This window comes from Auraticoccus cholistanensis (genome assembly GCF_009742705.1).
In the GTDB taxonomy this organism is placed as follows: domain Bacteria; phylum Actinomycetota; class Actinomycetes; order Propionibacteriales; family Propionibacteriaceae; genus Auraticoccus; species Auraticoccus cholistanensis.
On record NZ_WPCU01000005.1, the window covers coordinates 244,762 to 269,846 of the forward strand.

At 74.0% G+C, this 25,085-nt stretch carries 26 protein-coding genes and 1 tRNA gene; 24 read left to right on the plus strand and 3 right to left on the minus strand.

All coding sequences use genetic code 11. The features are described 5' to 3' along the window. Nucleotides 1-48 precede the first annotated feature (48 nt). The 22 genes from GC722_RS07055 (at nucleotide 49) to GC722_RS07160 (ending at nucleotide 20,892) form a co-directional block, all read left to right on the plus strand. Nucleotides 49-918, plus strand: coding sequence for an aminotransferase class IV (locus GC722_RS07055; RefSeq protein WP_156609311.1), 870 nt, complete (start codon nucleotides 49-51; stop codon nucleotides 916-918). 50 nt (nucleotides 919-968) lie between these two features. After that, on the plus strand, nucleotides 969-2,270 hold the full coding sequence (locus tag GC722_RS07060) for a glycoside hydrolase family 125 protein (protein ID WP_156609312.1): 1,302 nt from the start codon (nucleotides 969-971) through the stop codon (nucleotides 2,268-2,270). An 85-nt stretch (nucleotides 2,271-2,355) separates the two neighbouring features. Beyond that, nucleotides 2,356-2,430: transfer RNA gene (locus GC722_RS07065), tRNA-Val, on the plus strand. A 95-nt stretch (nucleotides 2,431-2,525) separates the two neighbouring features. Beyond that, nucleotides 2,526-3,701 carry a winged helix DNA-binding domain-containing protein gene (locus GC722_RS07070; RefSeq protein ID WP_331714484.1) on the plus strand — a complete coding sequence of 392 codons (1,176 nt, stop codon included), beginning with the start codon at nucleotides 2,526-2,528 and terminating at the stop codon, nucleotides 3,699-3,701. 150 nt (nucleotides 3,702-3,851) lie between these two features. Next, nucleotides 3,852-5,858, plus strand: a complete 2,007-nt coding sequence (gene thrS / locus GC722_RS07075) for a threonine--tRNA ligase (RefSeq protein WP_331714485.1) — start codon at nucleotides 3,852-3,854, stop codon at nucleotides 5,856-5,858. A 27-nt stretch (nucleotides 5,859-5,885) separates the two neighbouring features. After that, complete coding sequence (locus tag GC722_RS07080; RefSeq protein ID WP_156609314.1) at nucleotides 5,886-6,461, plus strand: HIT family protein; 576 nt, start codon at nucleotides 5,886-5,888, stop codon at nucleotides 6,459-6,461. Then, nucleotides 6,461-7,078 carry a phosphatidylinositol phosphate synthase gene (gene pgsA, locus GC722_RS07085; RefSeq protein WP_156609315.1) on the plus strand — a complete coding sequence of 206 codons (618 nt, stop codon included), beginning with the start codon at nucleotides 6,461-6,463 and terminating at the stop codon, nucleotides 7,076-7,078. The genes GC722_RS07080 and pgsA overlap by 1 nt, the downstream gene beginning before the upstream one ends. Continuing rightward, on the plus strand, nucleotides 7,075-7,983 hold the full coding sequence (locus GC722_RS07090; protein ID WP_197429883.1) for a phosphatidylinositol mannoside acyltransferase: 909 nt from the start codon (nucleotides 7,075-7,077) through the stop codon (nucleotides 7,981-7,983). The genes pgsA and GC722_RS07090 overlap by 4 nt, the downstream gene beginning before the upstream one ends. After that, entirely contained in the window at nucleotides 7,980-9,215 is a 1,236-nt protein-coding gene (locus GC722_RS07095; protein ID WP_197429884.1) for a glycosyltransferase family 4 protein, read from the plus strand. Before GC722_RS07090 ends, GC722_RS07095 begins: the two co-directional genes overlap by 4 nt. Before the next feature lie 72 nt (nucleotides 9,216-9,287). Next, the gene (locus GC722_RS07100) at nucleotides 9,288-10,109 is read left to right on the plus strand and encodes a DUF881 domain-containing protein (RefSeq protein WP_331714486.1); all 822 of its coding nucleotides are present in this window, start codon (nucleotides 9,288-9,290) and stop codon (nucleotides 10,107-10,109) included. Continuing rightward, the gene (locus tag GC722_RS07105) at nucleotides 10,106-10,438 is read left to right on the plus strand and encodes a small basic family protein (protein ID WP_156609318.1); all 333 of its coding nucleotides are present in this window, start codon (nucleotides 10,106-10,108) and stop codon (nucleotides 10,436-10,438) included. The genes GC722_RS07100 and GC722_RS07105 overlap by 4 nt, the downstream gene beginning before the upstream one ends. After that, nucleotides 10,431-11,423, plus strand: a complete 993-nt coding sequence (locus tag GC722_RS07110) for a DUF881 domain-containing protein (RefSeq protein WP_231747548.1) — start codon at nucleotides 10,431-10,433, stop codon at nucleotides 11,421-11,423. Before GC722_RS07105 ends, GC722_RS07110 begins: the two co-directional genes overlap by 8 nt. Before the next feature lie 154 nt (nucleotides 11,424-11,577). After that, nucleotides 11,578-11,964, plus strand: coding sequence for a glycine cleavage system protein GcvH (gcvH, locus tag GC722_RS07115; RefSeq protein ID WP_156609319.1), 387 nt, complete (start codon nucleotides 11,578-11,580; stop codon nucleotides 11,962-11,964). Then, on the plus strand, nucleotides 11,964-12,500 hold the full coding sequence (locus tag GC722_RS07120; RefSeq protein WP_156609320.1) for an FHA domain-containing protein: 537 nt from the start codon (nucleotides 11,964-11,966) through the stop codon (nucleotides 12,498-12,500). Before gcvH ends, GC722_RS07120 begins: the two co-directional genes overlap by 1 nt. Nucleotides 12,501-12,540: 40 nt before the next feature. Next, complete coding sequence (gene ftsR / locus GC722_RS07125; protein ID WP_156609321.1) at nucleotides 12,541-13,287, plus strand: transcriptional regulator FtsR; 747 nt, start codon at nucleotides 12,541-12,543, stop codon at nucleotides 13,285-13,287. Between the two features lie 56 nt (nucleotides 13,288-13,343). After that, nucleotides 13,344-13,847 (plus strand): bifunctional nuclease family protein, encoded by a 504-nt coding sequence (locus tag GC722_RS07130; RefSeq protein ID WP_156609322.1) that lies wholly within the window; start codon nucleotides 13,344-13,346, stop codon nucleotides 13,845-13,847. 136 nt (nucleotides 13,848-13,983) lie between these two features. Next, complete coding sequence (locus GC722_RS07135) at nucleotides 13,984-14,595, plus strand: MerR family transcriptional regulator (protein WP_156609323.1); 612 nt, start codon at nucleotides 13,984-13,986, stop codon at nucleotides 14,593-14,595. Nucleotides 14,596-14,780: 185 nt separating this feature from the next. Continuing rightward, the gene (gene gcvP / locus GC722_RS07140; protein WP_156609324.1) at nucleotides 14,781-17,699 is read left to right on the plus strand and encodes an aminomethyl-transferring glycine dehydrogenase; all 2,919 of its coding nucleotides are present in this window, start codon (nucleotides 14,781-14,783) and stop codon (nucleotides 17,697-17,699) included. A 55-nt stretch (nucleotides 17,700-17,754) separates the two neighbouring features. Next, nucleotides 17,755-18,936 carry a YhjD/YihY/BrkB family envelope integrity protein gene (locus tag GC722_RS07145; protein WP_156609325.1) on the plus strand — a complete coding sequence of 394 codons (1,182 nt, stop codon included), beginning with the start codon at nucleotides 17,755-17,757 and terminating at the stop codon, nucleotides 18,934-18,936. Between the two features lie 47 nt (nucleotides 18,937-18,983). Further along, the gene (locus GC722_RS07150; protein WP_331714488.1) at nucleotides 18,984-19,508 is read left to right on the plus strand and encodes a PadR family transcriptional regulator; all 525 of its coding nucleotides are present in this window, start codon (nucleotides 18,984-18,986) and stop codon (nucleotides 19,506-19,508) included. After that, nucleotides 19,501-20,538: a BtrH N-terminal domain-containing protein gene (locus GC722_RS07155; protein WP_156609326.1), complete on the plus strand. Its 1,038-nt coding sequence runs from the start codon at nucleotides 19,501-19,503 to the stop codon at nucleotides 20,536-20,538. Before GC722_RS07150 ends, GC722_RS07155 begins: the two co-directional genes overlap by 8 nt. 42 nt (nucleotides 20,539-20,580) lie before the next feature. Continuing rightward, nucleotides 20,581-20,892, plus strand: a complete 312-nt coding sequence (locus GC722_RS07160) for a hypothetical protein (RefSeq protein ID WP_156609327.1) — start codon at nucleotides 20,581-20,583, stop codon at nucleotides 20,890-20,892. A gap of 61 nt (nucleotides 20,893-20,953) precedes the next feature. Here the strand turns inward: GC722_RS07160 and GC722_RS07165 are convergent, their stop codons facing one another. Both GC722_RS07165 and soxR read right to left on the minus strand, forming a co-directional pair. Further along, nucleotides 20,954-22,180, minus strand: a complete 1,227-nt coding sequence (locus tag GC722_RS07165) for a pyrophosphate--fructose-6-phosphate 1-phosphotransferase (RefSeq protein WP_156609328.1) — start codon at nucleotides 22,178-22,180, stop codon at nucleotides 20,954-20,956. 38 nt (nucleotides 22,181-22,218) lie between these two features. Continuing rightward, nucleotides 22,219-22,728, minus strand: a complete 510-nt coding sequence (soxR, locus tag GC722_RS07170) for a redox-sensitive transcriptional activator SoxR (protein ID WP_156609329.1) — start codon at nucleotides 22,726-22,728, stop codon at nucleotides 22,219-22,221. Nucleotides 22,729-22,810: 82 nt separating this feature from the next. On the opposite strand from soxR, the gene GC722_RS07175 reads away from it, so the two are divergent. After that, on the plus strand, nucleotides 22,811-23,212 hold the full coding sequence (locus GC722_RS07175; RefSeq protein WP_197429885.1) for a pilus assembly protein TadG-related protein: 402 nt from the start codon (nucleotides 22,811-22,813) through the stop codon (nucleotides 23,210-23,212). A 6-nt stretch (nucleotides 23,213-23,218) separates the two neighbouring features. Here the strand turns inward: GC722_RS07175 and GC722_RS07180 are convergent, their stop codons facing one another. Next, nucleotides 23,219-24,388 (minus strand): MalY/PatB family protein, encoded by a 1,170-nt coding sequence (locus tag GC722_RS07180; protein WP_331714489.1) that lies wholly within the window; start codon nucleotides 24,386-24,388, stop codon nucleotides 23,219-23,221. 37 nt (nucleotides 24,389-24,425) lie between these two features. Here GC722_RS07180 and GC722_RS07185 point away from each other — a divergent pair, with 37 nt between their 5' ends. Then, the gene (locus GC722_RS07185; RefSeq protein ID WP_156609331.1) at nucleotides 24,426-25,046 is read left to right on the plus strand and encodes an L-threonylcarbamoyladenylate synthase; all 621 of its coding nucleotides are present in this window, start codon (nucleotides 24,426-24,428) and stop codon (nucleotides 25,044-25,046) included. Nucleotides 25,047-25,085 lie beyond the last annotated feature (39 nt).

Here is a 25,085-nt window from a genome sequence, read left to right on the forward strand (position 1 = left end):
CGCGCGGTTTGGAAAATCGGTCCGGCTCCGGCGCGGCAGAATGGCCCCATGACCACTGCTCCGGACGTCCAGCGCACCACCCCGAACACCGCACCGCGCCGCGTCTGGGTGGGGGATCGGCTGCTGGAGGCCGAGGAGGCCACGGTCGCCGCCACCGACCACGGGCTGGTGGCTGGCGGGGGTGTCTTCGAGTCGCTCAAGGTGACCGGGCGGGGCGCCTTCGCCGTCACCCGCCACCTGCAGCGGCTCTCCCGCTCGGCCGCCGCGCTCGGCCTGCCCGAGCCCGACCACGCCCTGGTGCGCACGGCGGTCGAGGCCGTGGTGGAGGGCCGGGACTACGACCTGGGCATCGTCCGGGTGACCTGGACCGGTGGCGTCGGTCCGCTGGGCTCGGGGCGCGCCTTCGGGCCGCCGACCCTGGTGGTGGCGGACGCGCCCGCCGCCTGGCCGCCGGAGGAGACCGCGGTCGTCACCGTGCCCTGGACCCGCAACGAGCACGGCGCCATGACGGGGGTGAAGACCACCAGCTACGGCGAGAACGTCCGCGGCCTCGCCTACGCGGTCGAGCGTGACGCCTCCGAGGGCATCTTCTGCAACACCGCCGGGCACGTCTGCGAGGGCACCGGCAGCAACCTGTTCGTGGTGGTCGACGGCGAGGTCGTCACCAGCCCGCTGTCCTCGGGGGCGCTCGCCGGCGTCACCCGCGCGCTGGTGCTGGAGTGGGCCGAGGTCAGCGAGCGCGATCTCACCCTGGCCGAGGCCCAGGCCGCCGACGAGGTGTTCCTCACGTCCTCGCTGCGTGACGTGCAGCGCGTCACCCGCTGGGACGACCACCGCTACAGCGCGGACGGCCCCGTCACCGGACGTCTGCGTCGGCTGTTCGCCGAGCGCTCCGAGAGCGACTGGGACCCCCGCTGAGCCGGACCTCTACCCTGGGCGCCGACCCACCCTTCGGCGGAGAGGTTCTGATGACGGAGATCGACGTGGTCGGGGTGCGCCCGGACCTGCTGGCCCGCGTGAGCGACGAGGTCCGTGACGCCTTCGGCGACGACGGCCCACGGGTGGCAGAGGTGTTCGAGCGGATCATGCGGGACAACCTCGCCTCCGTGACCGAGCGCCTCGACGACGGGACGGCGTTCATCCTCACCGGGGACATCCCCGCCATGTGGCTGCGGGACTCCGCCGCCCAGGTCCGTCCCTATCTCGTGCTCGCCGGCGAGGACCCGGCGCTCGCCGACCTGCTGGTCGGGGTGCTGCGCCGGCAGCTGGAGTTCCTGGTGCTCGACCCCTACGCCAACGCCTTCAAGCGCGGGCCCGAGCCGAGCGCGCACGCCGACGACCGGACGGTGCTGCGACCCGAGATCTGGGAGCGCAAGTACGAGGTCGACTCGCTGTGCTTCCCGCTCGACCTGGCGCACCGGCTGTGGCAGGTCACCGGACGCGCGGACGTCCTCGACTCCCGCTTCGCCGCGGCCGCCGAGGCCGTGGTGGACCTGTGGACGCTGGAGCAGGACCACAGCCGCTCGGCCTACCGCTTCGAGCGCTTCGACTGCCCGCCCACCGACACCCTGACCCGTGACGGGCTGGGCGAGCCGGTGGGCTGGACCGGGATGACCTGGAGCGGGTTCCGTCCCAGCGACGACGCCTGCCGCTACAACTACAACGTCCCGGGCAACATGTTCGCCCACGCCGTGCTGGGCCAGCTCGCCGAGCTGGCCGACGCCGGCCTGCTCGACCCCGGGCTGGGGGAGCGCGCGGGTGCGCTGCGGGAGCAGATCGGCGGCGGGATCGAGCAGTTCGGCCGGGTCGCCCACCCCGAGGCCGGCGAGGTGTACGCCTACGAGGTCGACGGTCTCGGCAACGCCCTGCTCATGGACGACGCCAACATGCCCAGCCTGCTGTCGGCCCCGCTGAGCGGCTACCTGGCCGTCGACGACCCGCGCTACCTGGCCACCCGTCGGCTGCTGCTGAGCGAGCACAACCCGTACTACTACTCCGGCTCCGCCGCCGCCGGCATCGGCAGCCCGCACACCCCCGAGGGCTACGTGTGGCCCATCGCCCTCGCCGTGCAGGGTCTCACCGACCCCGACCCGGAGGGGAAGCGCCGCCTCGTGCGGCTGCTCTGCGACACCACCGCCGGGACGGGGATGATGCACGAGGGCTTCCACTGCGACGACCCCGCCCGCTTCACCCGCGAGTGGTTCTCCTGGGCGAACGCGATGTTCTGCGAGCTGGTGCTCGACGTGGCGGGGCGCCGGCTGCCCGGCTGAGGGGCTCGGCCGGCCGCGCGGCGTGGGCGTGGCCGGCCCCGATTGGCGACCGCCGCGGATCTGTAGTAACTTCTGGGCGTCGCAGGGGCGATTGGCGCAGTGGTAGCGCGCTTCGTTCACACCGAAGAGGTCACTGGTTCGAACCCAGTATCGCCCACCACCAGAACCCCCGGGGTCCTCCCCGGGGATTCTGCCGTTCCCCGGCCCGGCGCGTCCCGGGCCGTCCTGTCGGAGCCGTCGGCCACCATGGCTGCCGTGCGCCACGTCGACGACACCGAACGCAGGGCCCGGCTCGCCCGCCGGCACGCCGTCTCGCCCTGGCACCGGGTGGGCTCACCGCTGCAGGCCACGCGGGCGATGACGGTGCTCCACGCCACCGAGCCGGCCACCGTGCACCTGTCGGTCCACGCCCGGGTGGACGACGTCACCGTCGACGACGTCGAGGCCGCCCTCTACGGGGAGCGCTCGCTGGTCAAGCAGCTCGCCATGCGACGCACGCTGTTCGTCTTCCCGCGCGACCTGCTGCCCGCCGCCTGGGGCAGCGCCAGCGCCCGGGTCGCGACCGCCCACCGTGCGCGGCTGGTCAAGGAGGTCGAGTCGCACGGGCTCACCGCCGACGGCGCGGCCTGGCTCGCCGAGGCCGAGGCGGCCGTGCTGGGCCACCTCGCCGGCGGTGCCGAGCTCGGCGCCCAGGAGCTGCGCGAGGCGCTCCCGGCCCTGCAGGGGCGCATCGGCGGCCGCACCGACAAGAAGTACGACCTCAGCATCCCCATCGCGCCGCGGGTGCTCACCCAGCTCGGCCTGGAGGCGAAGCTGGTCCGCGGACGCAACGGCGGCCACTGGCGCACCTCGCGTCCCCGCTGGACGCTGATGTCGAGCTGGCTGGGCGAGGTGCCGGCCCCCAGCACCGCCGCCGACGGCTACGCCGAGCTGGTGCGCCGCTGGCTGCGCACCTTCGGTCCCGGCACCTCCGCCGACCTGCAGTGGTGGCTGGGGGCCACCAAGACCGCGGTCACCACCGCGCTGTCCGCCGTCGGGGCGGTCGAGGTCTCCCTGGACGACGGCGGCCGGGGCTGGCTCCTCCCCGACGACCTGGAGCCGGAGCCGCCGGTGCGGCCGTGGGCCGCGCTGCTGCCCGTGCTGGACCCGACCGTGATGGGGTGGAAGGAGCGTTCCTGGTACCTCGGACCGCACGGCCCGGGGCTGTTCGACACCAACGGCAACGCCGGCACCACCGCCTGGTGGGACGGGCGGGTCGTCGGCTGCTGGGTCCAGGACGACGACGGCCGGGTCCGGGTCTCGCTGCTCGAGGACGTCCCGGCCGAGGGGGTGGCCGCCCTCGAGGTCGAGGCGGGACGGCTCAGCCGCTGGCTCGACGGGGTCCGGGTGCTCACCGTCTACCCCTCCCCGGCGATGGTCGCCGCCCGCTGAGGCGTCCCGCCGCCGCCCCGCCGCCGAACCCTCGGCCGGGACGGCCGCCGCGTCCGGCACGGGACAACCCGGTCGGCGGCGGGTCGCGGATCGGGCAAGATGGGCCGAGCCGGGCGGACCCGCCCGGGATCCTGACGAAAGGTCGGCGAAGTGTCTGCACGTCTCACCCTGGTCCGCGACGGAGAGCGCAGCGAGCAGGTTGTCGAGACCACGACCACCGGCCTGGACCTCTTCGGCGAGGACCGCACGGTGGTGGCCATGCGCGTCGGCGGCGAGCTGGTCGACCTGGCCACCGAGCTGGCCGACGGCGATGTCGTCGAGCCCGTGCTGATCGGGTCCCCCGACGGGCTCGCGGTGCTGCGCCACTCCGCCGCCCACGTCACCGCCCAGGCCACCCAGGCCCTGTTCGCCGAGGCGCGGCTGGGCATCGGGCCGCCGATCACCGACGGCTACTACTACGACATCGACATCCCGACGCCGTTCACCCCCGACGACCTGCAGGCCATCAGCAAGAAGATGACCCAGATCGTCAAGGAGCGCCAGCGCTTCGTCCGGCGCGAGGTCACCGACGCCGAGGCCGCCGCCGAGCTCGCCGACGAGCCGCACAAGCTGGAGCTGATCCAGCTCAAGGGCAGCGCCTCCGACGACGACGGCTCCAGCGTCGAGGTGGGCAGCGGCGGGCTGACGATCTACGACAACGTCCGCCGCGACGGCACCGTGGCCTGGAAGGACCTCTGCCGTGGTCCGCACGTGCCGCACACCGGCTACCTGGGCAACGGGTGGGCGGTCACCCGCAGCTCGGCGGCCTACTGGCGCGGGGACCAGTCCAACGCCCAGCTGCAGCGCGTCTACGGCACGGCCTGGCCCAGCAAGGAGGAGCTGAAGGCCTACCAGACCCGGCTGGAGGAGGCGGCCAGGCGTGACCACCGCAAGCTCGGCCGCGAGCTCGACCTGTTCTCCTTCCCCGACGAGATCGGCTCCGGCCTGGCGGTCTTCCACCCCAAGGGCGGCATCCTGCGCCGGGAGATGGAGGACTACTCCCGGCGCCGGCACGCCGAGGCCGGCTACGAGTTCGTCAACACCCCCCACGTCACCAAGGGCGAGCTGTTCGAGATCTCGGGCCACCTCGGCTTCTACGCCGACGGCATGTTCCCCCCGATGCACCTCGACGAGGAGCGCCACCCCGACGGCAGCATCCGGCGGCAGGGGCAGGACTACTACCTCAAGCCGATGAACTGCCCGATGCACTGCCTGATCTTCCGTTCCCGCGGCCGCTCCTACCGCGAGCTGCCGCTGCGGATGTTCGAGTTCGGCAGCGTCTACCGCTACGAGATGTCCGGCGTGGTGCACGGGCTGACCCGGGTGCGCGGGATGACCCAGGACGACGCCCACATCTACTGCACCGAGGAGCAGATGCAGGGCGAGCTCATCTCGCTGCTGCGGTTCGTGCTCGACCTGCTGGCCGACTACGGCCTGGAGGACTTCTACCTCGAGCTGTCCACGCGCGACCCGGAGAAGTCGATCGGCACCGACGAGGAGTGGGAGCGGGCCACGCAGGCGCTGCGCAACGCCGCCGAGGCGTCCGGGCTGGAGCTCGTGCTCGACCCGGGCGGCGCGGCCTTCTACGCGCCGAAGATCAGCGTCCAGGCCCGCGACGCGATCGGGCGCAGCTGGCAGCTGTCCACCATCCAGGTCGACCTCATGCTCCCCGAGCGGTTCGGGCTGGAGGTGACCGGCTCCGACGGCACCCGGCAGCGTCCGGTGATGATCCACCGCGCCCTGTTCGGCTCCATCGAGCGCTTCCTCGGCGTGCTGGTCGAGCACTACGCCGGCGCCTTCCCGCCGTGGCTCGCCCCGGTCCAGGTCGTCGCCATCCCGGTCGCGGCGGAGTTCGACGGCTACCTCGGCGAGATCGCCGACCAGCTGCGGGCGAAGGGGATCCGGGTCGAGGTCGACACCTCCGACGACCGCTTCCCCAAGAAGATCCGCAACGCGCAGAAGGAGAAGGTGCCCTACATGCTCATCGCCGGCGGCGACGACCGCGACGCGGGTGCGGTCTCGTTCCGCTACCGCGACGGCAGCCAGAAGAACGGCGTGCCGGTGGCCGAGGCGGTGGCCGAGATCACCGACGCCGTCGCCCGACGGATCCAGGTCTGAGGAGCGGGAGACCCTAGGATCGCCGACATGACCGAGGGGGCGCACAGCGCGGCGGAGGACCCGGCCGTCGGGGTCCCGGACGCCTTCCAGCGGCTGTGGACCCCGCACCGGCTGGTGTACATCGGCGGGGAGAACAAGCCCGCCGACGACTCCGCCGCCGAGTGCCCGTTCTGCCTGGGCTCGCGGGCGGCGGACGAGGAGTCCCTGGTGGTGCACCGGGGCGAGCACGCCTTCGCGATCCTCAACCTCTACCCGTACTCACCGGGGCACCTGCTGGTCTGCCCCTACCGCCACGTCTCGGACTGGACCGAGGTCACCGACGCCGAGCGCGACGAGATCTCCGCCCTCACCCAGACCGCGATGCGGACCATCCGGCGGGTGAGCGCCCCGCACGGGTTCAACCTCGGCATGAACCAGGGCGCGGTGGCCGGCGCCGGCATCGCCGCCCACCTGCACGCCCACGTCGTGCCCCGGTGGAGCGGCGACTCCAACTTCCTGCCGGTCGTCGGCCAGACCAAGGCCGTGCCGCAGCTGCTCGGCGACACCTGGCGGCTGCTGCACCGGGCCTGGGGCGACACCGACCCGAGCGCGGGCCAGGGCTGATGCTGCAGCACCTGCGCTCGGCCTGGGCGCGCGCGATGCGCCCGCCCGCCGCGGCCCTGCTCCGCCTCGGCGTGACCCCCGACGCCATGACCTGGGCCGGCACGGTGGCGGTGGTGGTCGTCGCGGTCCTCGTCGTGCCCGCCGGCTGGCTCTGGCAGGGCGCGCTCGCGCTGGCGGTGCTGGTGCTCGGCGACGGCCTCGACGGCCAGATGGCCCGGATGTCGGGGCGGTCCAGCACCTGGGGCGCCTTCCTGGACTCCACCCTGGACCGGATCGCCGACGGCGCCGTGCTCGGCTCGGTGGCGGTCTACCTGGCCCTGATCGGCCAGCCGTGGCTGGCCGGGGCCAGCCTGTGGGCGCTGATCGCCGCGCAGGTCACCAGCTACGTCAAGGCCCGCGCCGAGTCGGTGGGGCTGACCACCGCCGCCGGGCTCGCCTCCCGGGCCGAGCGGCTGGTGATCCTGCTGCTGGCCCTGTTCTGCGAGGGCGTCGGCGTCCCGTACGCGCTGGCCGTCGGGGTGCTGGTGCTGGCCGTGCTGAGCAGCATCACGGTGGCCCAGCGGATGCGCGCGGTGCACCGCGCCGCGGCGGCGGTGGAGGACAGGGCGGCGCGGTGAGCCCGCTCCGCGACGCGGCCACCCGCCGGCTGCTGGCGGCCGGCTGGCGGCTCGGGCCCCACCTGGGGCGTCGCACCCGGCGCGTGCTGACCGGGCTCGGCGCCGGCGCCGCCCACCGCCTCGGCGGTGCCCCGGTGGAGCAGCTGCGCCACAACCTGGCCGTGGTCACCGGGACCGGACCGGACGAGCGGCTGGTCCGCGACGCGCTGACCTCCTACACCCGGATGTGGCTGGAGGTGCTCTCGCTGCCGGGATGGAGCCGCGAGCAGGTGCGTGCCGCGGTGGTCACCGATCCGGTGGGGGAGTCGCTGCTGCGCCGCGAGCACGCCCGGCGCGGAGCCGTGGTGGCGCTGCCCCACATGGCCAACTGGGACCTCGTGGGCGCCTGGGCCTGCTCGACCGGGCTGCCGGTCACCACGGTGGCAGAGCAGCTCGACGACCCCGAGTTCGCCGCCTTCACCCGGTTCCGCGAGGGGCTGGGCATGGAGGTGCTCTCCCACCGCGACCCGCAGGTGCTGGCCCGGCTGCTGGCCGCGGTGGAGGAGGGACGGGTGGTGTGCCTGATGGCCGACCGGCTGATGGCCGGCCGCGGGCTGGACGTGCGGTGGCCGCTGCCGGGCGGGCCGCGACCGGTGGCGATGCCGCCCGGTCCGGCGCTCGTGGCCCGCCGCAGCGGCGCCCTGCTGCTCGGGCTCGCCTGCTCCTACACCGGGGACCGGATGCGGATGCGGTTCAGCCGGCCGGTCGAGCACCGGCCCGGCCGCGACGGGCTGACCGCGATGACCCAGCAGCTGGCCGACTTCTTCGCCGGCGAGGTCGCCCGCCACCCCCAGGACTGGCACGTGCTGCAGCCGTTCTTCGGCCCGCCCGGCGCCGACCCGTCGAGCGGCGGGCGGCCGCGGTGAGCACCGCCCGGCTGCGGATCGGGCTGGTCTGCCCCTACGACTTCGAGACGCCCGGGGGCGTGCAGAACCACGTGCTGGGCCTCTCGCGGTGGCTGCGCGGGCAGGGTCACCAGGTGGACGTCCTCGCCCCCGGCCGCGTGCCGCCGGCGTCGCCCGCGCGGTCGGCGGGCCCGGCCATCACCTCCACCGGAGCGGCCCGCGCCGTCCGCTACAACGGCTCGGTGGCCCGCATCGGCTGGTCTCGGGGTGCCCACCGGGTCGTCGAGCGCTGGCTCGCCTCGGTGGCCCCCGACCTCGTCCACGTCCACGAGCCGCTGGTCCCGGGCCCGGCCTGGCCGGTGCTCGCCCGTACCGGGGCACCGGTGGTGGCCACCTTCCACACCGCGACACCCCGCTCGCGCGGGATGCAGCTCGCCGCCCGGCTGGCGCCGCACCTGGTCGCCCGGGTCGACGCCGCGGTGGCCGTCTCCGAGGCGGCCCGCCGGGTGGTGGTGGAGCACCTGGGACGCGACGCCACCGTCATCGGCAACGGCTACACCCCCGCGACGCCCGCCCACTTCCCGCAGCCCGCCCCCTTCCCGCAGCCCGCTCCATCCCCGCAGGTCGGCCCCGGCGGACCCGGCCCGCGGCTGGCCTTCCTCGGGCGCCTCGACGAACCGCGCAAGGGCCTCGACGTGCTGGTGGCCGCCTGGCCGGCGATCCGGCGCCGGTGGCCGTCGGCGCAGGTGGCGGTGGCCGGCTCCGGCTCGCGCCGGCTGCCCGCGCCGTGGCGGGTGCTGGGACCGGTCAGCGACGACGAGCGGGCACGGCTGCTCGCCTGGTGCGACGTGTTCGTCGCCCCGCACCGCGACCGCGAGAGCTTCGGGCTGGTGCTGCTGGAGGCCCTCACCGCCGGTGCCCAGGTGGTGGCGGCCGACCTGCCGGCCTTCGTCGACGTGGTCGCCGGCACGGCCGGGCACCACGCCCACCTGTTCACCCGCGGCGACCCCGACGACCTGGTGCGGGCGCTGGCGTCGGCGCTGGCCAGCCCGCACCACCGGGGTTCGGAGCACCCCAGCCTGACCGCGCTGCGGGACCGCTACGACTGGGCCACCGTGGGCGCCCAGCTGCTCGACGTCTACCGCGGCGTGCTCCCGGCCAGCCGTCCGCTGCGCCCGCCGGCCGACCGTCGACCGGCTGCCGCGGCCCGGCCCGGCACCAGCACCCCGCCCGCCGTCCGGGCGGCCGGCTGACCCGACGCCCGCGGCCCGAACGGCACGCGCGTGGCGGCGGCGGTGCGCCGCCGGGCCGCGTACGCTGTCCCGGTGGCCGACCCCGCTCTCAGGCGCCGGGACCGCAGCATGGACCTGCTCAACCAGATCCTGGCCGAGCCCCTGGACCCCGACTACGCGCGCGTCGCGGCGCGTCCGGGCCCCCGACCCCGGATGCGGCTGGCGCTGCTGGGGGTGGCGGTGGCCTGCGGGGTGATGTTCGCCGCGGGTTCGGTGCAGAGCACCCGCAGCGCGCCCGCGCTGGCCGTGGAGCGCGAGCAGCTGCTGGCCCGGGTGGCCGACCAGCAGGCCCAGCAGGAGTCGCTGCGCGAGCAGATCTCCGCCACCACCGCCGAGGTGGCGCGGCTGCGGGACGAGTCGCTCGGGCAGGACACCTCGGCCAGGGCCCTGCAGTCGGCGATCGCCGCCGCCGAGGCCGACGCGGCGGCGGTGGCCGTCACCGGGCCCGGGATGGTGGTCGTCGTCGACGACGCCCCCGGCTCCACCGGACCCGACGACGGGCGGATCATCGACGTCGACCTGCAGATGCTGGTCAACGGCCTGTGGAGCTCGGGCGCGGAGGCGGTCTCCATCAACGGCTACCGGCTCAGCGCGCTGACCGCCATCCGCGGCGCCGGCGACGCGATCACCGTCGACTACCGGTCCCTCACCACCCCCTACCGGGTGGAGGCGATCGGCGACCCCGGCCAGCTGCCGTCCCGCTTCGCCGAGTCGACCGGCGGGCAGTGGTGGACGTTCGTGCGCCAGAACTACGACGTCGACGTCGACATCAGCGTGGCCGACGAGCTCCAGCTCGCCGCCGACCCCACCCTGGCGCTGCGCCGGGCCCGACTGGCAGGGAGCGGACCCTCATGATCGCCATCATCGGCCTGCTGCTGGGCATCGTCCTCGGCGTGCTGCTCGAGCCGACGCTGCCCGCCTCCCTGCAGCCGTACCTGCCGATCGCCATCGTGGCCGCGCTGGACGCCCTCTTCGGCGGCGCCCGGGCCTGGCTGGAGGCGACCTTCACCGACAAGGTGTTCGTGGTCTCCTTCGTCTCCAACGTGCTGATCGCCGCCCTCATCGTGTGGGTGGGCGACCAGATCGGGGTCGGCTCGCAGCTGTCCACCGGCGTGGTGGTCGTCCTCGGCATCCGCATCTTCACCAACGCCGCCGCGATCCGGAGGCACCTGTTCCATGCCTGAGCCAGCACCGGGGCCGACCGCGGGGGGGCCGCCCCGCAGCCGCCGCGCCCGCTCCTCCCGCCCCGCCACGGAGCGGAACTCCGCCGACGCCGGCCGCCACCCCTCCCGCGGCGGCGGCCTCGACCCGATGGCCCGGCGCGCGCAGCGGCGCCGCGAGCGCGACCGGGAGCAGGCGCCCGCCGCGTCCGCCCGGCCCGGCGACGCCCGCCCCGAAGACCACCGCCCCGACGGCGACCGGCCCGGCCGCGACGGGTCCGCCGAGCCGGGCCGGTGGGCGTCCCTGGCCCGGGCGCTGCTGGTGCCCAGCCGTCACCAGGTGCTGCTCGGACTGGTGCTGGGTCTGGTCGCGATGGGGGTGGTGATGCAGGTGCGCAGCCAGAGCGCCGACGACACCTACTCCACCGCCCGGCGCACCGACCTCATCCAGCTGCTGGACGGGCTGTCCGCGGAGAGCCGACGGCTCGAGGACGAGCTCGCCACCCTCGAGCAGACCCGGCGCGAGCTGGAGACGGGCGCCGACTCCGAGCGGACGGCGCGCCAGGAGGCGCAGTCCCGGCTGGAGGAGCTGTCGATCCTGGCCGGCACCGCCCCCGCCGAGGGCCCGGGCATCCGGCTGCACGTCACCGACCCGCAGGGCAAGGTCAACGCCCAGGTGATGCTCAACGCCGTCGAGGAGCTCCGCGACGCCGGGGCGGAGGTGATCGAGCTGGACGACACGGTCCGCGTCGGCACCTCCACCTGGTTCGGCGACGGCCCCGACGGCCTGGTCGTCGACGGGCAGCCGCTGCAGAGCCCGATCGTGGTCGAGGTGATCGGGGACCCGCACGCCCTGGAGGAGGCAGTCCGCTTCCGCGGCGGTCTGGTGAGCGAGATCACCGGCCCCCAGGTCGAGGGGCAGGTCGGCGTCGAGCAGCTGGACCGGGTCGTCGTCGACACCGTGCGTCCGCCGACGGTGTTCCAGCACGCGGAGCCGGTTCCGCGCTGAGACGCGCAGCCGCCCGGCTGCTCGGCGGCGCGGGTGGTGGCCCCGACCGGACCTCACGGTTACGCTGACCCCGTGCCCGGTACGGGCACCCAGGACGTCGCGGCCGATGGCGCCACCTGCGCCCGACCGTCGCCCGTGAGGACAAGGAGCACCGATGGCTGGCTTCCCCGAAGAGCTCAGGTACACCAGCGACCACGAGTGGGTCCGCGCCGGCAACGCGAACGTGGTCCGGGTGGGCATCACCGACTACGCCGCCGAGCAGCTGGGTGACATCGTCTTCGTCTCCCTGCCCGAGGTGGGGGAGTCGGTCGAGGCGGGCGACGCCTGCGGTGAGCTGGAGTCGACCAAGAGCGTCTCCGACGTCTTCGCCCCGCTGCCCGGCGTGGTGAGCGCGGTCAACGAACAGCTCGAGGGGGCTCCGGAGACCGTCGGCTCCGACCCGTACGGCGACGGCTGGCTCTTCGAGCTCGAGCTCAGCGCCGACGCCGAGCCCGACGACCTGCTCGACGCCGACGCCTACGCCAGCGAGATCGGCGCCTGATGGCGATGGTCTACTGCCACCAGTGCGGTCACGCCAACCCCGAGGACGCCAACTTCTGCGCCCGCTGCGGCGAGCGGCTGGCCCGGCTGGAGCCCGCCTCGCCGCAGGAGTCCCGCGGCAGCGGCTCGGGGGACACCACGACCACCGGCATCCCGGTGATCAAGGACGACGTCGACGCCTCCGAGCTCAACGACTCCGAGCGCGCCGCCGTGGCGGCCCTGCCCGCCGGCTCGGCGCTGCTCGTGGTCCGCTCCGGCCCCGGCAGCGGCTCGCGCTACCTGATCGACGCCGACGAGATGACCATCGGCCGCCACCCGAGCTCGGACATCTTCCTCGACGACATCACCGTCTCCCGCCACCACGTCACGCTGACCCGGCAGGGCGAGCAGGTGATGGTGCACGACTCGGGCAGCCTCAACGGCACCTACGTCAACCGGGCCCGCATCGAGGGATCGGTGGCCCTCAACCCCGGGGACGTGCTGCAGATCGGCAAGTTCCGCATGGTGTACCACCCGAGCCCACGGGGGCTGTCCTGACCGCTATGCCCACGGCGAGTCCCCGCGGGGGGATCTGCTGATGCCTGCGCAGCGGAGCATCGGCCAGGTGCTGTCGGTGCTGAAGAGCCAGTTCCCCGACGTCTCCATCTCCAAGATCCGGTTCCTGGAGTCGGAGGGCCTGGTGTCGCCCGAGCGCGCGCCCTCGGGGTACCGCAAGTACTCCGACGCCGACGTCGAGCGGCTGCGCTACATCCTGCGGGTGCAGAAGGAGCACTACCTGCCGCTCAAGGTCATCCGCGAGCACCTGGACATGATGGACCGGGGCATGGAGCCCCCGGTGATCGAGGCGCCGGCGCCGCTGCCGCCCACCGCCGTGCCGTCGGCGTCCGCCCCGACAGGGCCCGCCTCCGCCGCCTCGGCCACCTCCCCGAACGGCGGCCCGGCCGCGTCGCGGACCGCGCCGGCCGCCCAGCCGCCGCTGCGGCTGTCCCGGGCCGAGCTGCTGCGCAGCAGCGGGCTGAGCGAGGCCGCCCTGGTCGAGCTCGAGCGCCAGATGATCCTCGTCCCGCGCCGGGGCAAGGGCTTCTACGACCGCGACGCGCTGACCATCGCCATGGTGGCCCGGCGGCTGTCCGACTTCGGCATGGACGTCCGCCACATGCGCGCCTTCAAGATCGCCGCCGAGCGGGAGGCCGGGCTGATCGAGCAGGCCATCGCCCCCTTCCAGCGCCGTGGGACGGCCGCCGGGCGCAACGTCGCCGCCGACGTGGTCAAGCTGGTCGGGATCGCCCACTCGGCGCTGCTGCGCAGCGCCCTCGACCGCTGACCGCCGACGGCAGGGCTCGGGGGGCCGGTCGCGGCCACCCGGCGTAGGGTTGAGCCATGCGCGAGCTCGACGTGGTCGGTGTCAGGGTGGAGATGCCCCAGAACGTGCCGATGGTGCTGCTCCGGGAGGTCGGTGGCCACCGCTACCTGCCGATCTGGATCGGGGCGGGCGAGGCCTCGGCCATCGCCAACGCCCAGGAAGGGGTGGTGCCGCCGCGCCCGCTCACCCACGACCTGATGGCCGACGTGCTCAGCGCGCTGGGGCACCGGCTGCTGGCCGTCCACATCACCGAGCTGCGGGCGGGCACCTTCTACGCCGTGCTCCGCTTCGACGGCACCGAGGTCAGCGCGCGTCCCTCCGACGCCATCGCCCTGGCGCTGCGGACGGGTGCGGAGATCCACTGCGCCGAGGAGGTGCTGGACGAGGCCGGCGTGGAGGTGCCCGAGGAGGAGGACGACGAGGTCGAGAAGTTCCGGGAGTTCCTCGACCAGGTCACCCCCGAGGACTTCGAGACCGAGAGCGGGCCCGGCGACCCGGGCCCGTCCGGACGGCCGGGCTGAGGGTCCGCCGAGTCGCGCAGCGGCCGTCGGGCAGGACCTCGACCCGTCCCTGAGGGTTGCTGCTGGCACGGCCCGGACCGGGCGTGTCGCCCCGGAGCCGGTATGGCGGCTGGCTAGCGTGCCACGTATTCTCAGCATGCAGGCCGAACTCCCGAAGCGAGGAACCGTGACGAAGACTCCCGAGCGCCGCTCCACTCCGACGCCGGAGTCGCAGAGCGCGCAGGAGCACCTGTTCGACGGCGACTTCTCCCCGCTGCCCCAGGACGAGGGCTTCCGCGGCCAGGCGGCCTGCAAGGCGGCCGGCATCACCTACCGCCAGCTCGACTACTGGGCCCGGACCGGGCTGGTCACCCCCGAGGTGCGCGCGGCCAGCGGCTCGGGCAGCCAGCGGCTCTACAGCTTCCGCGACATCCTGATCCTCAAGGTGATCAAGAACCTGATCGACGCCGGCATTTCGCTGCAGCAGATCCGCAAGGCCATCGAGCACCTGCGGGCCCGCGGCGTGGAGGACCTGACCCAGGTCACCCTGATGAGCGACGGCGCCACCATCTACGAGTGCATCTCGCCCGACGAGGTCGTCGACGTCCTCAAGGGCGGTCAGGGCATGTTCGGCATCGCCCTCGGCGGCGTCTGGCGCGACCTCGAGGGCACCCTGCTCGAGCTGCCCTCCGAGGCCGCCGAGGAGCAGACCCGCCACCACGCCGAGGACGAGCTCTCCGCCCGGCGCCGCGCCCGCGCCGCCGGCTGACACCGCGCACCGCAGCCACCACCCCCGCACCACCCCACTCCGGCACCGGCCCCGTCTCCGCCGCACGGCGGGGCAGCGCTCGGCTTCGTCACCGGTGCCGCGGCGACATAGGGTGGGTGGGCCCCGGAGGTCGTCAACCGCGCGGTGCGGAACCATGGAGGTCGGGGCGGGAGAGTCGGATCCTGATGTCGGTCGTGCACGCCACCGATCACCCCACCGCCGCAGCCCCCGAGGCCGTCCCCGCGGCCGACCTGCGTGCGGCGGCGTTCGTCCACCGGCACGTGGGGGTGGCCGAGGACGACCGGGCGGCGATGCTGCGCACCCTCGGCCTCGACGACGTCGAGCAGCTGCTGCAGCGCGCGGTCCCGCAGCGGATCCGCCTCCGCGAGCCGCTGGCCCTGCCGGCCCCGATGAGCGAGCACCAGGCGCAGACCGCGCTGGCCGAGCTGGCCGGGCGCAACCGGCCCTGCACCGCCATGATCGGGCTCGGCTACCACGGCACCCTCACCCCGGCCGTCATCCGTCGCAACGTGCTCGAGGACCCGGCCTGGTACACCGCCTACACGCCCTACCAGCCCGAGATCAGCCAGGGCCGGCTGGAGGCCCTGCTCAACTTCCAGACCGTGGTCTCCGACCTCACCGGCCTGCCGATCGCCGGCGCCAGCCTCCTCGACGAGTCCACCGCCGTGGCCGAGGCGATGGCGCTGTGCCGGCGCACCGTCAAGAAGGGCGCGGTGTTCCTGCTGGACGCCGACACCCTGCCGCAGACCGTGGCGGTCGTCCGGACCCGGGCCCGGGCGCTGGGGATCGACGTGGTGGTCGCCGAGGGCGACCTGGTCACCGCCCTGCAGACCCACGAGGCCTTCGGGGTGCTGGTGCAGACCCCGGGTGCCAGCGGCGCGCTGCGCCCGGTGGAGGAGCTGGCCGCGGTGGCCGACAAGGCCCACGAGAACGGCGCCATGGTGGTGGCCGCCTGCGACCTGCTCGCGCTCACCATCACCGCCGACGTGGCGAGCTGGGGCGCCGACATCGCCGTGGGCTCCAGCCAGCGCCTCGGCGTCCCGCTGTTCTACGGCGGACCCCACGCCGGGTTCATGGCCGTCCGCGAGGGGCTGCAGCGGTCCCTGCCCGGCCGCCTCGTCGGGGTGTCGGTGGACGCCGACGGCACCCCCGCCTACCGGCTGGCGCTGCAGACCCGCGAGCAGCACATCCGCCGCGAGAAGGCGACCTCCAACATCTGCACGGCGCAGGTGCTGCTGGCCGTCGCCGCCGGCATGTACGCCGTCTACCACGGGCCCGAGGGGCTGCGCCGGATCGCGCTGGGGCTGCACCGCAGCGCCCGCCGGGTGGCCGCGGCGCTGCAGGCCGCCGGCATCGTGGTCCGCCACACCAGCTTCTTCGACACCCTCGAGGTGTCCGTGCCGCACCGGGGACGGGCGGTGGTCGCCGCCGCCCGGCAGGCCGGGCTGCACATCCGCGCGATCGACGCCGACACGGTCGGGGTGAGCATCGGCGAGGACGCCACCGAGCACGACCTGCAGAACCTGTGCGAGGCCTTCGGCGCCACCCTCACCGACGACGTGCTGGGCGACCTGGCCGGGCAGCGGCGGACCCGGGACTTCCTCACCCACCCGGTGTTCAACACCCACCACTCCGAGACGCAGATGCTGCGCTACCTGCGGGCGCTCTCCGACCGTGACTTCGCCCTCGACCGCGGCATGATCCCGCTCGGCTCGTGCACCATGAAGCTCAACGCGACCACCGAGATGGAGCCGATCTCGCTGCCGGGCTTCGCCGACCTGCACCCCTTCGCGCCGAAGGAGGACGCCGGCGGCTACCACGACCTGGTGGCCACCCTCGAGGAGTGGCTGGCCGAGATCACCGGCTACGCCCGCGTCTCGATCCAGCCCAACGCGGGAAGCCAGGGCGAGTTCGCCGGTCTGCTGGCCATCCGCGCCTACCACCGCTCCCGCGGCGACGACGAGCGGGTGGTGTGCCTCATCCCGTCCTCGGCCCACGGCACGAACGCCGCCTCGGCGGCGATGGCGGGCATGAAGGTCGTGGTGGTGGGGGCCACCCCGGACGGCGCGGTCGACATGGACGACCTGCACGCCAAGATCGAGGCCCACCGCGACCGGCTGGCCGCGATCATGGTCACCTACCCCTCAACCCACGGGGTGTTCGAGGAGACGATCACCGACCTCTGCGACGCGGTGCACGAGGCCGGCGGGCAGGTCTACGTGGACGGGGCGAACCTCAACGCGCTGGTCGGCCTCGCCAAGCCGGGGGAGTTCGGCGCCGACGTCAGCCACCTCAACCTGCACAAGACGTTCTGCATCCCGCACGGCGGCGGTGGCCCCGGCGTCGGGCCGGTCGCGGTCGGGGCGCACCTGGCGCCCTTCCTGCCGAGCCACCCGATGCTGGATGTCGGCCCGGCGACCGGCGTGGGCCCGATCTCCGGCGCCCCCTACGGGTCGGCCGGGATCCTGCCGATCTCCTGGGCCTACATCGCCATGATGGGCGCCGACGGCCTGCGCCGGGCCACCGAGCAGGCGGTGCTCTCTGCCAACTACGTGGCCCGCCGCCTGGGCGAGCACTACCCGGTGCTCTACACCGGCCGCGACGGGTTCGTCGCCCACGAGTGCATCCTCGACCTCCGGGCGCTGACCAAGGCCTCCGGCATCACGGTGGACGACGTGGCCAAGCGGCTCATCGACTACGGCTTCCACGCCCCGACGATGAGCTTCCCGGTCGCCGGCACGCTGATGGTCGAGCCCACCGAGTCCGAGGACCTGGCCGAGCTCGACCGGTTCTGCGAGGCCATGATCAGCATCCGGGCCGAGATCGCCCGGGTGGAGTCGGGGGAGTGGGGTGCCGACAACCCGCTGGCGCAGGCGCCGCACACCCTCGCCCGGGTCACCGCGGACGAGTGGGACCACCCGTACAGCCGCACGGTGGCCGCCTACCCGGCCGGTCGCGGCAGCGGACCGGTGGCGGCCGGTCGCGGCGACAAGTACTGGCCGGCCGTGGCCCGGATCGACGGCGCCTACGGCGACCGCAACCTGGTCTGCAGCTGCCCGCCGCCGGAGGCCTTCGAGGACTGAGCGCGCCGTGGCCCGCGGGGGCCGGCAGGGGCGGCGGGCTCGGTAGGGTCCAGCCATGGCTGAGTGGCTGCAGAGGATCCAGCACGTCCCGTGGGTGGCGCACCTGGTGCGGGCCAACACCCGCTTCACCAGTCGGCTGGGCACGGCGTTCGCCGGCTCCATCACCTACTTCTCGGTGCTGGCGCTGGTGCCGATCGCCATGGTCGCCTTCGCGGTCGTCAGCTTCGTCTACCACGACGAGCTGCAGGGGCTGGTGGACGAGCTGCTGCCCGCGCTCGGCCCCGACCTGAGCGAGCAGCTGCGCACCGTGCTGGTCGAGGCGCAGTCGCGGGCCGGGGTGGCGGGCGTGATCGGTCTGGTGACGGCCGCCTACGCCGGTGCCGGCTGGATGGGGCAGATGAAGAGCGCCGTGCGGGCGCAGTGGCGCCCGAGCCTGGACGAGCAGGAGGAGCGGAAGAACTTCCTGCTGGAGTCCCTGCTCAACCTGCTGGTGCTGCTCGCGCTGGTGGTCCTGGTCGGTGCCACCTTCCTCCTCACCTCGGTGGCGACCTCCTTCGCCGACGACGTCATGCGCTGGCTCGGCCTGCAGGACGTGCCGGGGATCGGCTGGCTGCTGCGGCTCGTGCCTCTGCTCGGCACCCTCCTCTTCGGCTTCGTGCTGTTCCTGTTCCTGTACCGGGTGCTGCCGCAGCAGCGGATCAGCACCCGGATGGTCCTCAAGGGCTCCGCGGGTGGTGCCGTCGGGCTGCTGGTGCTGCAGTACCTGTCCTCGGTGCTGTTCGGGCTCTTCCGCGACAACGTCGCGGCGGCCACCTTCGGCCCGGTGATCGTGCTGATGCTGTTCCTCAACCTGTTCGCGCGGCTCATCCTGTTCGTGGCGGCCTGGATCGCCACCTCCGAGCAGCGGGCCATCGCGGGGGAGCGGATCGAGGCGGACCTGCCGCTGGAGCAGGACCCCGACCTCGACCTGGGTCCGGTCAAGGTCCCCGCCCCGGAGCCCGAGCGGGGGCGCAGCCCCTACAGCGCGCAGCAGGCGTGGGCCCGGCGCCACGGCGTCCGGATCGGTCCGCAGGTGCTCACCGTGCAGTACCCCGACGAGAAGGTCCAGGTGCCGCAGCCGGTCGCCGTGCGGGCCACCCGGATCGCCTCGGCCGTCGGCTGGTTGCTCGGCGCGGCGACCGGCGCGGGCCTGGGTGCCTCGCTCGCCTCGTCGCTGCGGCGCCGCCGACGCGACTGAAGGGTCGCGGTCGAGGACGAGCACTGTTCTAGTGCTAGAATAGTGTCGTGGGTCTGACACCGGCGGAGCTGACCGTCCTGGGGCTGCTCGTGGAGCGGCCCCGGCACGGGTACGACCTCGAGCAGGTGATCGAGCAGCGGGGCGTCCGGCGGTGGACCGACATCGGGTTCTCCTCCATCTACTACCTGCTGGGCAAGCTCGAGAAGCGCGGGCTGGTGGTGGCGGTGCAGGACCGCCCGGCCGCGACGTCGCGACGGGTCTTCCGCGTCACCGCCGAGGGGGAGCGCGTCACCGCCGCGGAGACCGCCCGGTTCATCGCCGAGGCGGAGCCGGTCCCGCAGCCGGCCCTCGTCGGGCTGGCCAACCAGACCCTGCTGCCGGAGCAGGACTACGCCGCGGCGCTGCGGACCAGGCTGGCCGGGATCGAGGCGCGGCTGGCCTCGGTGCGGGCCGCCGAGCAGGCCCAGGCGCCGCTGCCGCGTCCGGCCCGGGAGGTGTTCTCCTACTCCGTCAGCCTGCTCGAGGCGGAGAGGTCCTGGCTGGCCGCACGGGTGGAGGCGCAGGATGGGTGAGCAGACCGGGCACGGCACGGTCGTCGACGGGATCGTCACCGCCGGCGGCGTGCACTGCGAGACGTCGACCCTCGGCGTGCTGCTGGGCCACGCCGGCCTGTCCCTCTCCGAACCCATGCTGTTCGGGCTCGGCGCGGGGCTGTCGTTCATCTACTGGGACTCCAAGCAGCAGCAGGTGCCCTTCCTGGGCGGCAGGGTCAAGCCGTTCGTGCTCACCCAGAACCTGTGCGCCCGGCTGGGCCTCGACCTGCAGGTGCACGAGACGACGTCGCCCACCCGGGCCTGGGAGCAGGTGCGCTCGGCGGTGGACCGCCAGATCCCGGTGGGTCTGCAGCTGGACAGCCACGACCTGGAGTACTTCACCTCCCGGGTGCACTTCGCCGGCCACGTCGTCGCCCTGTACGGCTACGACGACACCACGGCCTACCTGGTCGACACCGCCCAGCAGGGCGGTCGGGTCACCACCAGCCTGCCGAGCCTGGCGCGCGCCCGGGCCGCGCGGGGGCCGATGTCGGCCCGCCACCGCTCCTTCACCTTGGCCGGACCGGTGGACCAGCCGACGGCAGCAGACCTGGCACCGGCGGTCGTCGAGGCGGTCGTCGCGTGCGCCCAGGAGTTCCTCACCCCGCCGATCGCCAACCTGGGGAACCGCGGCATCCGCACGGCCGCCAGACGGGTGCGGACCTGGCTCGACCGGGTCGAGGACCCGGCACGTGACCTCACGCTCGTCGCGACGCTGATGGATCGCGCGGGCACCGGCGGCGCGCTCTTCCGCAACCTGTACCGGGACTTCCTGACCGAGTCCGCCCAGCTCCTCGACGGGCACCCGGGCGCTGCCGTCGTGGCGAGGGGCGGCGACCTCTTCGCGGAGTCCGCCCGGCTCTGGACCAGGGTCGCCGAGCTGGTCGGGGCCGCCGGCGCCGCCGCGGAGCCGGCGCACCTGGCCGGGGCGAGCCGGGTCCTCGACGAGATCGCCGAGATCGAGACCACCGCGATGACCACGCTCCGCTCGCTGGACCTCGACCGCTAGATCACGCCGCCGGCTGCGATCACCGAGGTGTCAGACTCGGGCATGACCTTCGCACGGCTGGCGTTCTTCCCGGGAGGGACCGTCGAGCACTACCGGGCGCTCGAGACGGCGATCGGCCCGGTCCCGAGGCCGGACGGCCGGCTCGTGTTCGCAGCCGGCCCGGCTCCGGGAGGCTGGCAGGTGGTCCAGATCTGGAGGTCGAAGGACGAGCTGGACGCCTTCAACGCGGCCGTCTTCCTCCCCGCGGTGGCCCGGCTGGGCGGGACCGGGTTCCCGCGGCCGCCGGTGGTCACCGACTGGGAGCCCGCCGAGCTGGAGCTGTCACCCGGTCCCCGCGAGGCCTCGACCTCGTAGCCGGCAGGGGAGCCGGCCGCGGGTGGCGCCGCCGCACGGACGGGCGGCGGCGCCAGCAGGGTCAGTGGGCGGCGGGAGGGGCGGCCACGGGGGCCGGCTGACCGATCTCGCCCAGCATCCGGGTGAACCACCCGGCGGTGATGTCGAACGGCTTGCCGCCCTTGATCCGCTCGAACTCGATGGCGCGCAGCTCGTCGTCGCGCTCCTCGTCCTGGCCGATGACGCCCGCCTCACCGCGCAGGGCGCAGTCCACGGCGAGGTCGGTCATCGACCGGATCAGCTCGAGGTCGGCCTGGTTGGCCGCCGCCGAGCGGGAGTAGTAGCCCGACTTCTGCACCATGACCTTCTCGGCGCCGAGCCGCGAGGCGAACTGCTCGGAGAACCAGGCGCCCGGGTTGATCTTGTCCAGCTTCACGTGCCCGAACGGGTCGCGGGGGACCTCCTGGCCCGAGGCCTCCAGCTGGGCCACGATCGGCTCCAGCCCGGCGCCCTCGGAGAGGAAGATCGTCACGTTTCCGACGGTGTCCATCACCGACCGCAGCCGCTCGGTCTCGGCGTCCAGGTCGATCTCGGCCTCGGGCACGTACACGGCGTGGACGTCCCAGGCCTCGCGCGAGAGACCGATCTCGGGCAGCCACTCACGCCCGTCCAGCCACTCCCGGTAGGCCTGCGCGGTGGCGGCGGTCAGCCAGCCGCAGTTGCGGCCCATCACCTCGTGCACGATCAGCATCCGCGAGCCGGAGTTGTGCTCGGCCACCACGTTCTGCGCGAAGCGCGAGCCCATCTCGGCCGCGGTCCAGGCGCCGAGGGACTGCTTGATCGGGATGACGTCGTTGTCGATGGTCTTGGGCAGCCCGACCACGGTCAGGCCGTAGTCGTGCTCGGCCAGGTACGCCGCCAGGTCGGCGGCGGTGGTGTTGGTGTCGTCGCCGCCGATGGTGTGCAGCACGTCGACGCCGTCGGCGGTGAGCCGGTCGGCGGCGACCTTGAGCGGGTCCTCGCCCTCGGCGACCAGACCCCGCTTGACCAGGTCCTTGGCGTTGGTGAGCTTCACCCGGGAGTTCCCGATCGGCGAGCCGCCGTAGGAGTGCAGCAGCCCGGCCCGGGCGCGGACGGTGTCGGTCACCGTGATCGAGTCACCGGAGAGCAGGCCCTGGTAGCCGTGCTTGTAGGCGATGATCTCGACCTCGGGCGCCACCTCGGTGTACTTCTCGATCAGCCCGCCGACGGCGGAGGAGAGGCATGGGGCGAAGCCACCGGCGGTGAGCAGCGCGACCTTCTTGACCATGTGCAGACCTTTCGCAAGTGCGGTTGACCAGTAGCACCCTAGTGCGGGACCGCCTCCGCCCGGTCCGCGTCCGCACCGGTCCGGCGCGCCGGCGGGCGGGCTCTGCGAGGCTCGAGGTTGACCGCGCCCGGACCGCGCTCGGCGAGCACGTCGTCGGGGTTGCTCAGCTGGCAGCGCTGCAGGCTCAGGCAGCCGCAGCCGATGCAGCTGTCGAGCTGGTCCCGCAGCCGCTCCAGCCGTTCGATCTGCTCGTCCAGCCGCTCGCGCCAGGTCCGCGAGAGCCGGTGCCAGTCCGACGTGGTGGGCGTCCGCGAGCTCGGCAGCGTCGCCAGCGCCGCGGCGACCTCCTCCAGCGTGAGCCCCACCTTGCGGGCCGAGCGGATGAAGGCGATCCGGCGCAGCGTCGAGCGTTCGTAGCGGCGCTGGTTGCCGGCGTTGCGGCTGCTGACGAGCAGCCCGCGCTCCTCGTAGAAGCGCAGCGCCGACGGGGCCACCCCCGAGCGCCGGGACAGCTCGCCGATGGTGAGCAGGTCGGTGCTGCGCGGCATGGCCCACACCGTAGCCGTCGCCGTCCACAGCCGGGTCCTCGCACCGTTCCCCGCGAGCCCGTCGCCGGGCAGACTGTGCCGGGTGAGGGACGAGCGGGGGCAGTCGCTGTCGGTGATGGTGCTGGTGGTGCTGCCGTCGCTGTTCCTGCTGGCCGGGCTCGTCGTCGACGGCGGCCAGCAGGTGGCCGCCACCCGGCGTGCCGAGGCGGTGGCCGCGGCCACCGCCCGGGTCGGGGCCGACGCCGGTGCCGCCGCCCTGGTCGCCGGGGACGCGACGTCGGCCGCGGCCGAGGCCCGGCGGGCGGCCACGAGCTACCTGGAGCGCAGCCCGCAGGTCCGGGGCACGGTGAGCCTGGACACCGGGACCGTCAGGGTCCGCACCACCAGCAGCGAGACCACGGTCTTCCTGTCGCTGATCGGCATCACCTCGCTCACCGGCGAGGGGTCGGCGGAGGCCCGGGTGGTGCCGGTGGGCGCCGGCTGACCCCGCTCAGGCCGCGACGGCGGCCGCCATCCGGTGGACCGCCTCGGTGATGATGGCCGGCGAGGTGGCCAGGTTCATCCGGACGAAGCCGGTGGTGGCCGGGCCGAAGTCGGCGCCGTCGTTGAGGGCCACCCGGCCCCGCTGCAGGAAGGTGGCGGCCGGCCGCTCCAGCGGCAGGGCCCGGCAGTCCAGCCAGGCCAGGTAGGTGCCCCGGTTCTGCCGGTGCCGCACCTCGGGCAGGTGCTCGGCCAGCAGCCGGTCCAGCAGGTCCCGGTTCTGCTGCAGCTCCACGCGGAGCTGGCGGAGCCACTCCCGGTCACCGCGCAGCGCCGCGGTGTGGGCCCGCAGCGCCACGTGGCTGGCCGCACCGCGGGTGCTCTCGTAGCTCAGGGCCGCCGCGCGGTGCCGGGCACCGGCCCCGGGGATGAGCAGGGCGCCCTTGAGCCCGGCGAGGTTCCACGCCTTGGAGGCGGAGGTGAGCACCACCACGTCCTCGGCCCCCTCGACGTCGAGGACGGGGACGAAGGCCACGTCCGGACCGACGAGCGGGCTGTGGATCTCGTCCACCAGCAGCAGCACCCCGTGCTCGCGGGCCAGGGCCACCAGGGCGGTCAGCTCCTCGCGGGTGTGCACGGCACCGGTCGGGTTGTGCGGGCTGCTCAGCAGGTGCACGGTGACCGACGGGTCGGCGTAGGCGGCGGCGAGCGCCGTCAGGTCGAGGCGTCCCTCCTCGGTGAGCGGCACGTCGCGCAGATCGGCGACGCTGTTGCCCACCGTGGCCCAGAAGGGCGGGTAGACGGGGGAGTTGATGACCACTTGCTCACCCGGCCGGGCGGCCTGCTGGATCACCATGGCCACCCCCTGCATGACGTCGGGGGAGAGCACCACGTGCGCCGGGTCGACCCGCCAGCCCCACTCCTCGAGCGCGAAGTCGGCCCAGGCCTCGGCGTACCCGTCGCCGGAGGGGTAGCCGGTGTCCCCGTCGCGGATGATGCGCTCCAGCTCGGCGGCCACCGTGGGCGGCACCGGGGTGTCCATCTCGGCGACCCACAGCGGCAGCACGTCGGCCGGGTGACGACGCCACTTCATCGACGTCCGCCGGCGCAGGGTGTCCAGGTCCAGGTTGAGGATGGGGTCCAGGTTGAGGATGGGGTCCAGGTCGAGGATGGGGTCCACGCTGCGACCGTAGCGGCTCGTCCCTAGACTCTCGGTCATGGCCCGTTACCACGACGTGCACCCGGACAACCCGCAGCCGCGTGCTCTCGGCCAGGTGGCGGAGACGCTGCGCGGCGGCGGGCTGGTGGCCTACCCGACCGACTCCGGCTACGCGCTGGGCTGCCGGCTGGGCAACCGCGACGGCCTGGACCGGATCCGGGCCATCCGCCACCTCGACGAGAGCCACCACTTCACCCTGGTCTGCTCCCAGTTCGCCCAGCTCGGGCAGTTCGTGCAGATGGACAACGACGTCTTCCGGATGGTCAAGGCCCACACCCCCGGCCAGTACACCTTCATCCTGCCGGCCACCCGGGAGGTCCCGAAGGCCATGCTGCACCCGAAGAAGAAGACCGTCGGGGTGCGCATCCCCGCCCACACCACCACGCTGGCGCTGCTGGCCACGCTGGGGGAGCCGCTGATGTCGAGCACCCTGCTGATGCCCGGCTCGGAGCAGCCGATGACCGAGGGCTGGCTCGTCAACGACGAGCTGGGTGCCCAGCTCGACGCCGTGCTGGACTCCGGGGACTGCGGCACCGAGCCCACCACGGTGGTCGACCTGTCCGGGGACGAGGTGCAGGTGGTGCGCCGCGGCGCGGGGGACCCGAGCCCCTTCGAGTGAGCACCCTCGCCCCGTCCACCCCGGAGGCGGCGCTCTCGC

Excerpts from the sequence above, each read along its gene's own strand:
- GC722_RS07055 (WP_156609311.1), top strand. The coding sequence starts at position 49 with ATGACCACTGCTCCGGACGTCCAGCGCACCACCCCGAACACCGCACCG.
- GC722_RS07060 (WP_156609312.1), top strand. The coding sequence starts at position 969 with ATGACGGAGATCGACGTGGTCGGGGTGCGCCCGGACCTGCTGGCCCGC.
- GC722_RS07080 (WP_156609314.1), top strand. The coding sequence starts at position 5,886 with ATGACCGAGGGGGCGCACAGCGCGGCGGAGGACCCGGCCGTCGGGGTC.
- pgsA (WP_156609315.1), top strand. The coding sequence starts at position 6,461 with ATGCTGCAGCACCTGCGCTCGGCCTGGGCGCGCGCGATGCGCCCGCCC.
- GC722_RS07105 (WP_156609318.1), top strand. The coding sequence starts at position 10,106 with ATGATCGCCATCATCGGCCTGCTGCTGGGCATCGTCCTCGGCGTGCTG.
- GC722_RS07110 (WP_231747548.1), top strand. The coding sequence starts at position 10,431 with ATGCCTGAGCCAGCACCGGGGCCGACCGCGGGGGGGCCGCCCCGCAGC.
- gcvH (WP_156609319.1), top strand. The coding sequence starts at position 11,578 with ATGGCTGGCTTCCCCGAAGAGCTCAGGTACACCAGCGACCACGAGTGG.
- GC722_RS07120 (WP_156609320.1), top strand. The coding sequence starts at position 11,964 with ATGGCGATGGTCTACTGCCACCAGTGCGGTCACGCCAACCCCGAGGAC.
- ftsR (WP_156609321.1), top strand. The coding sequence starts at position 12,541 with ATGCCTGCGCAGCGGAGCATCGGCCAGGTGCTGTCGGTGCTGAAGAGC.
- GC722_RS07130 (WP_156609322.1), top strand. The coding sequence starts at position 13,344 with ATGCGCGAGCTCGACGTGGTCGGTGTCAGGGTGGAGATGCCCCAGAAC.
- GC722_RS07135 (WP_156609323.1), top strand. The coding sequence starts at position 13,984 with ATGCAGGCCGAACTCCCGAAGCGAGGAACCGTGACGAAGACTCCCGAG.
- gcvP (WP_156609324.1), top strand. The coding sequence starts at position 14,781 with ATGTCGGTCGTGCACGCCACCGATCACCCCACCGCCGCAGCCCCCGAG.
- GC722_RS07145 (WP_156609325.1), top strand. The coding sequence starts at position 17,755 with ATGGCTGAGTGGCTGCAGAGGATCCAGCACGTCCCGTGGGTGGCGCAC.
- GC722_RS07155 (WP_156609326.1), top strand. The coding sequence starts at position 19,501 with ATGGGTGAGCAGACCGGGCACGGCACGGTCGTCGACGGGATCGTCACC.
- GC722_RS07160 (WP_156609327.1), top strand. The coding sequence starts at position 20,581 with ATGACCTTCGCACGGCTGGCGTTCTTCCCGGGAGGGACCGTCGAGCAC.
- GC722_RS07165 (WP_156609328.1), bottom strand. The coding sequence starts at position 22,180 with ATGGTCAAGAAGGTCGCGCTGCTCACCGCCGGTGGCTTCGCCCCATGC.
- soxR (WP_156609329.1), bottom strand. The coding sequence starts at position 22,728 with ATGCCGCGCAGCACCGACCTGCTCACCATCGGCGAGCTGTCCCGGCGC.
- GC722_RS07185 (WP_156609331.1), top strand. The coding sequence starts at position 24,426 with ATGGCCCGTTACCACGACGTGCACCCGGACAACCCGCAGCCGCGTGCT.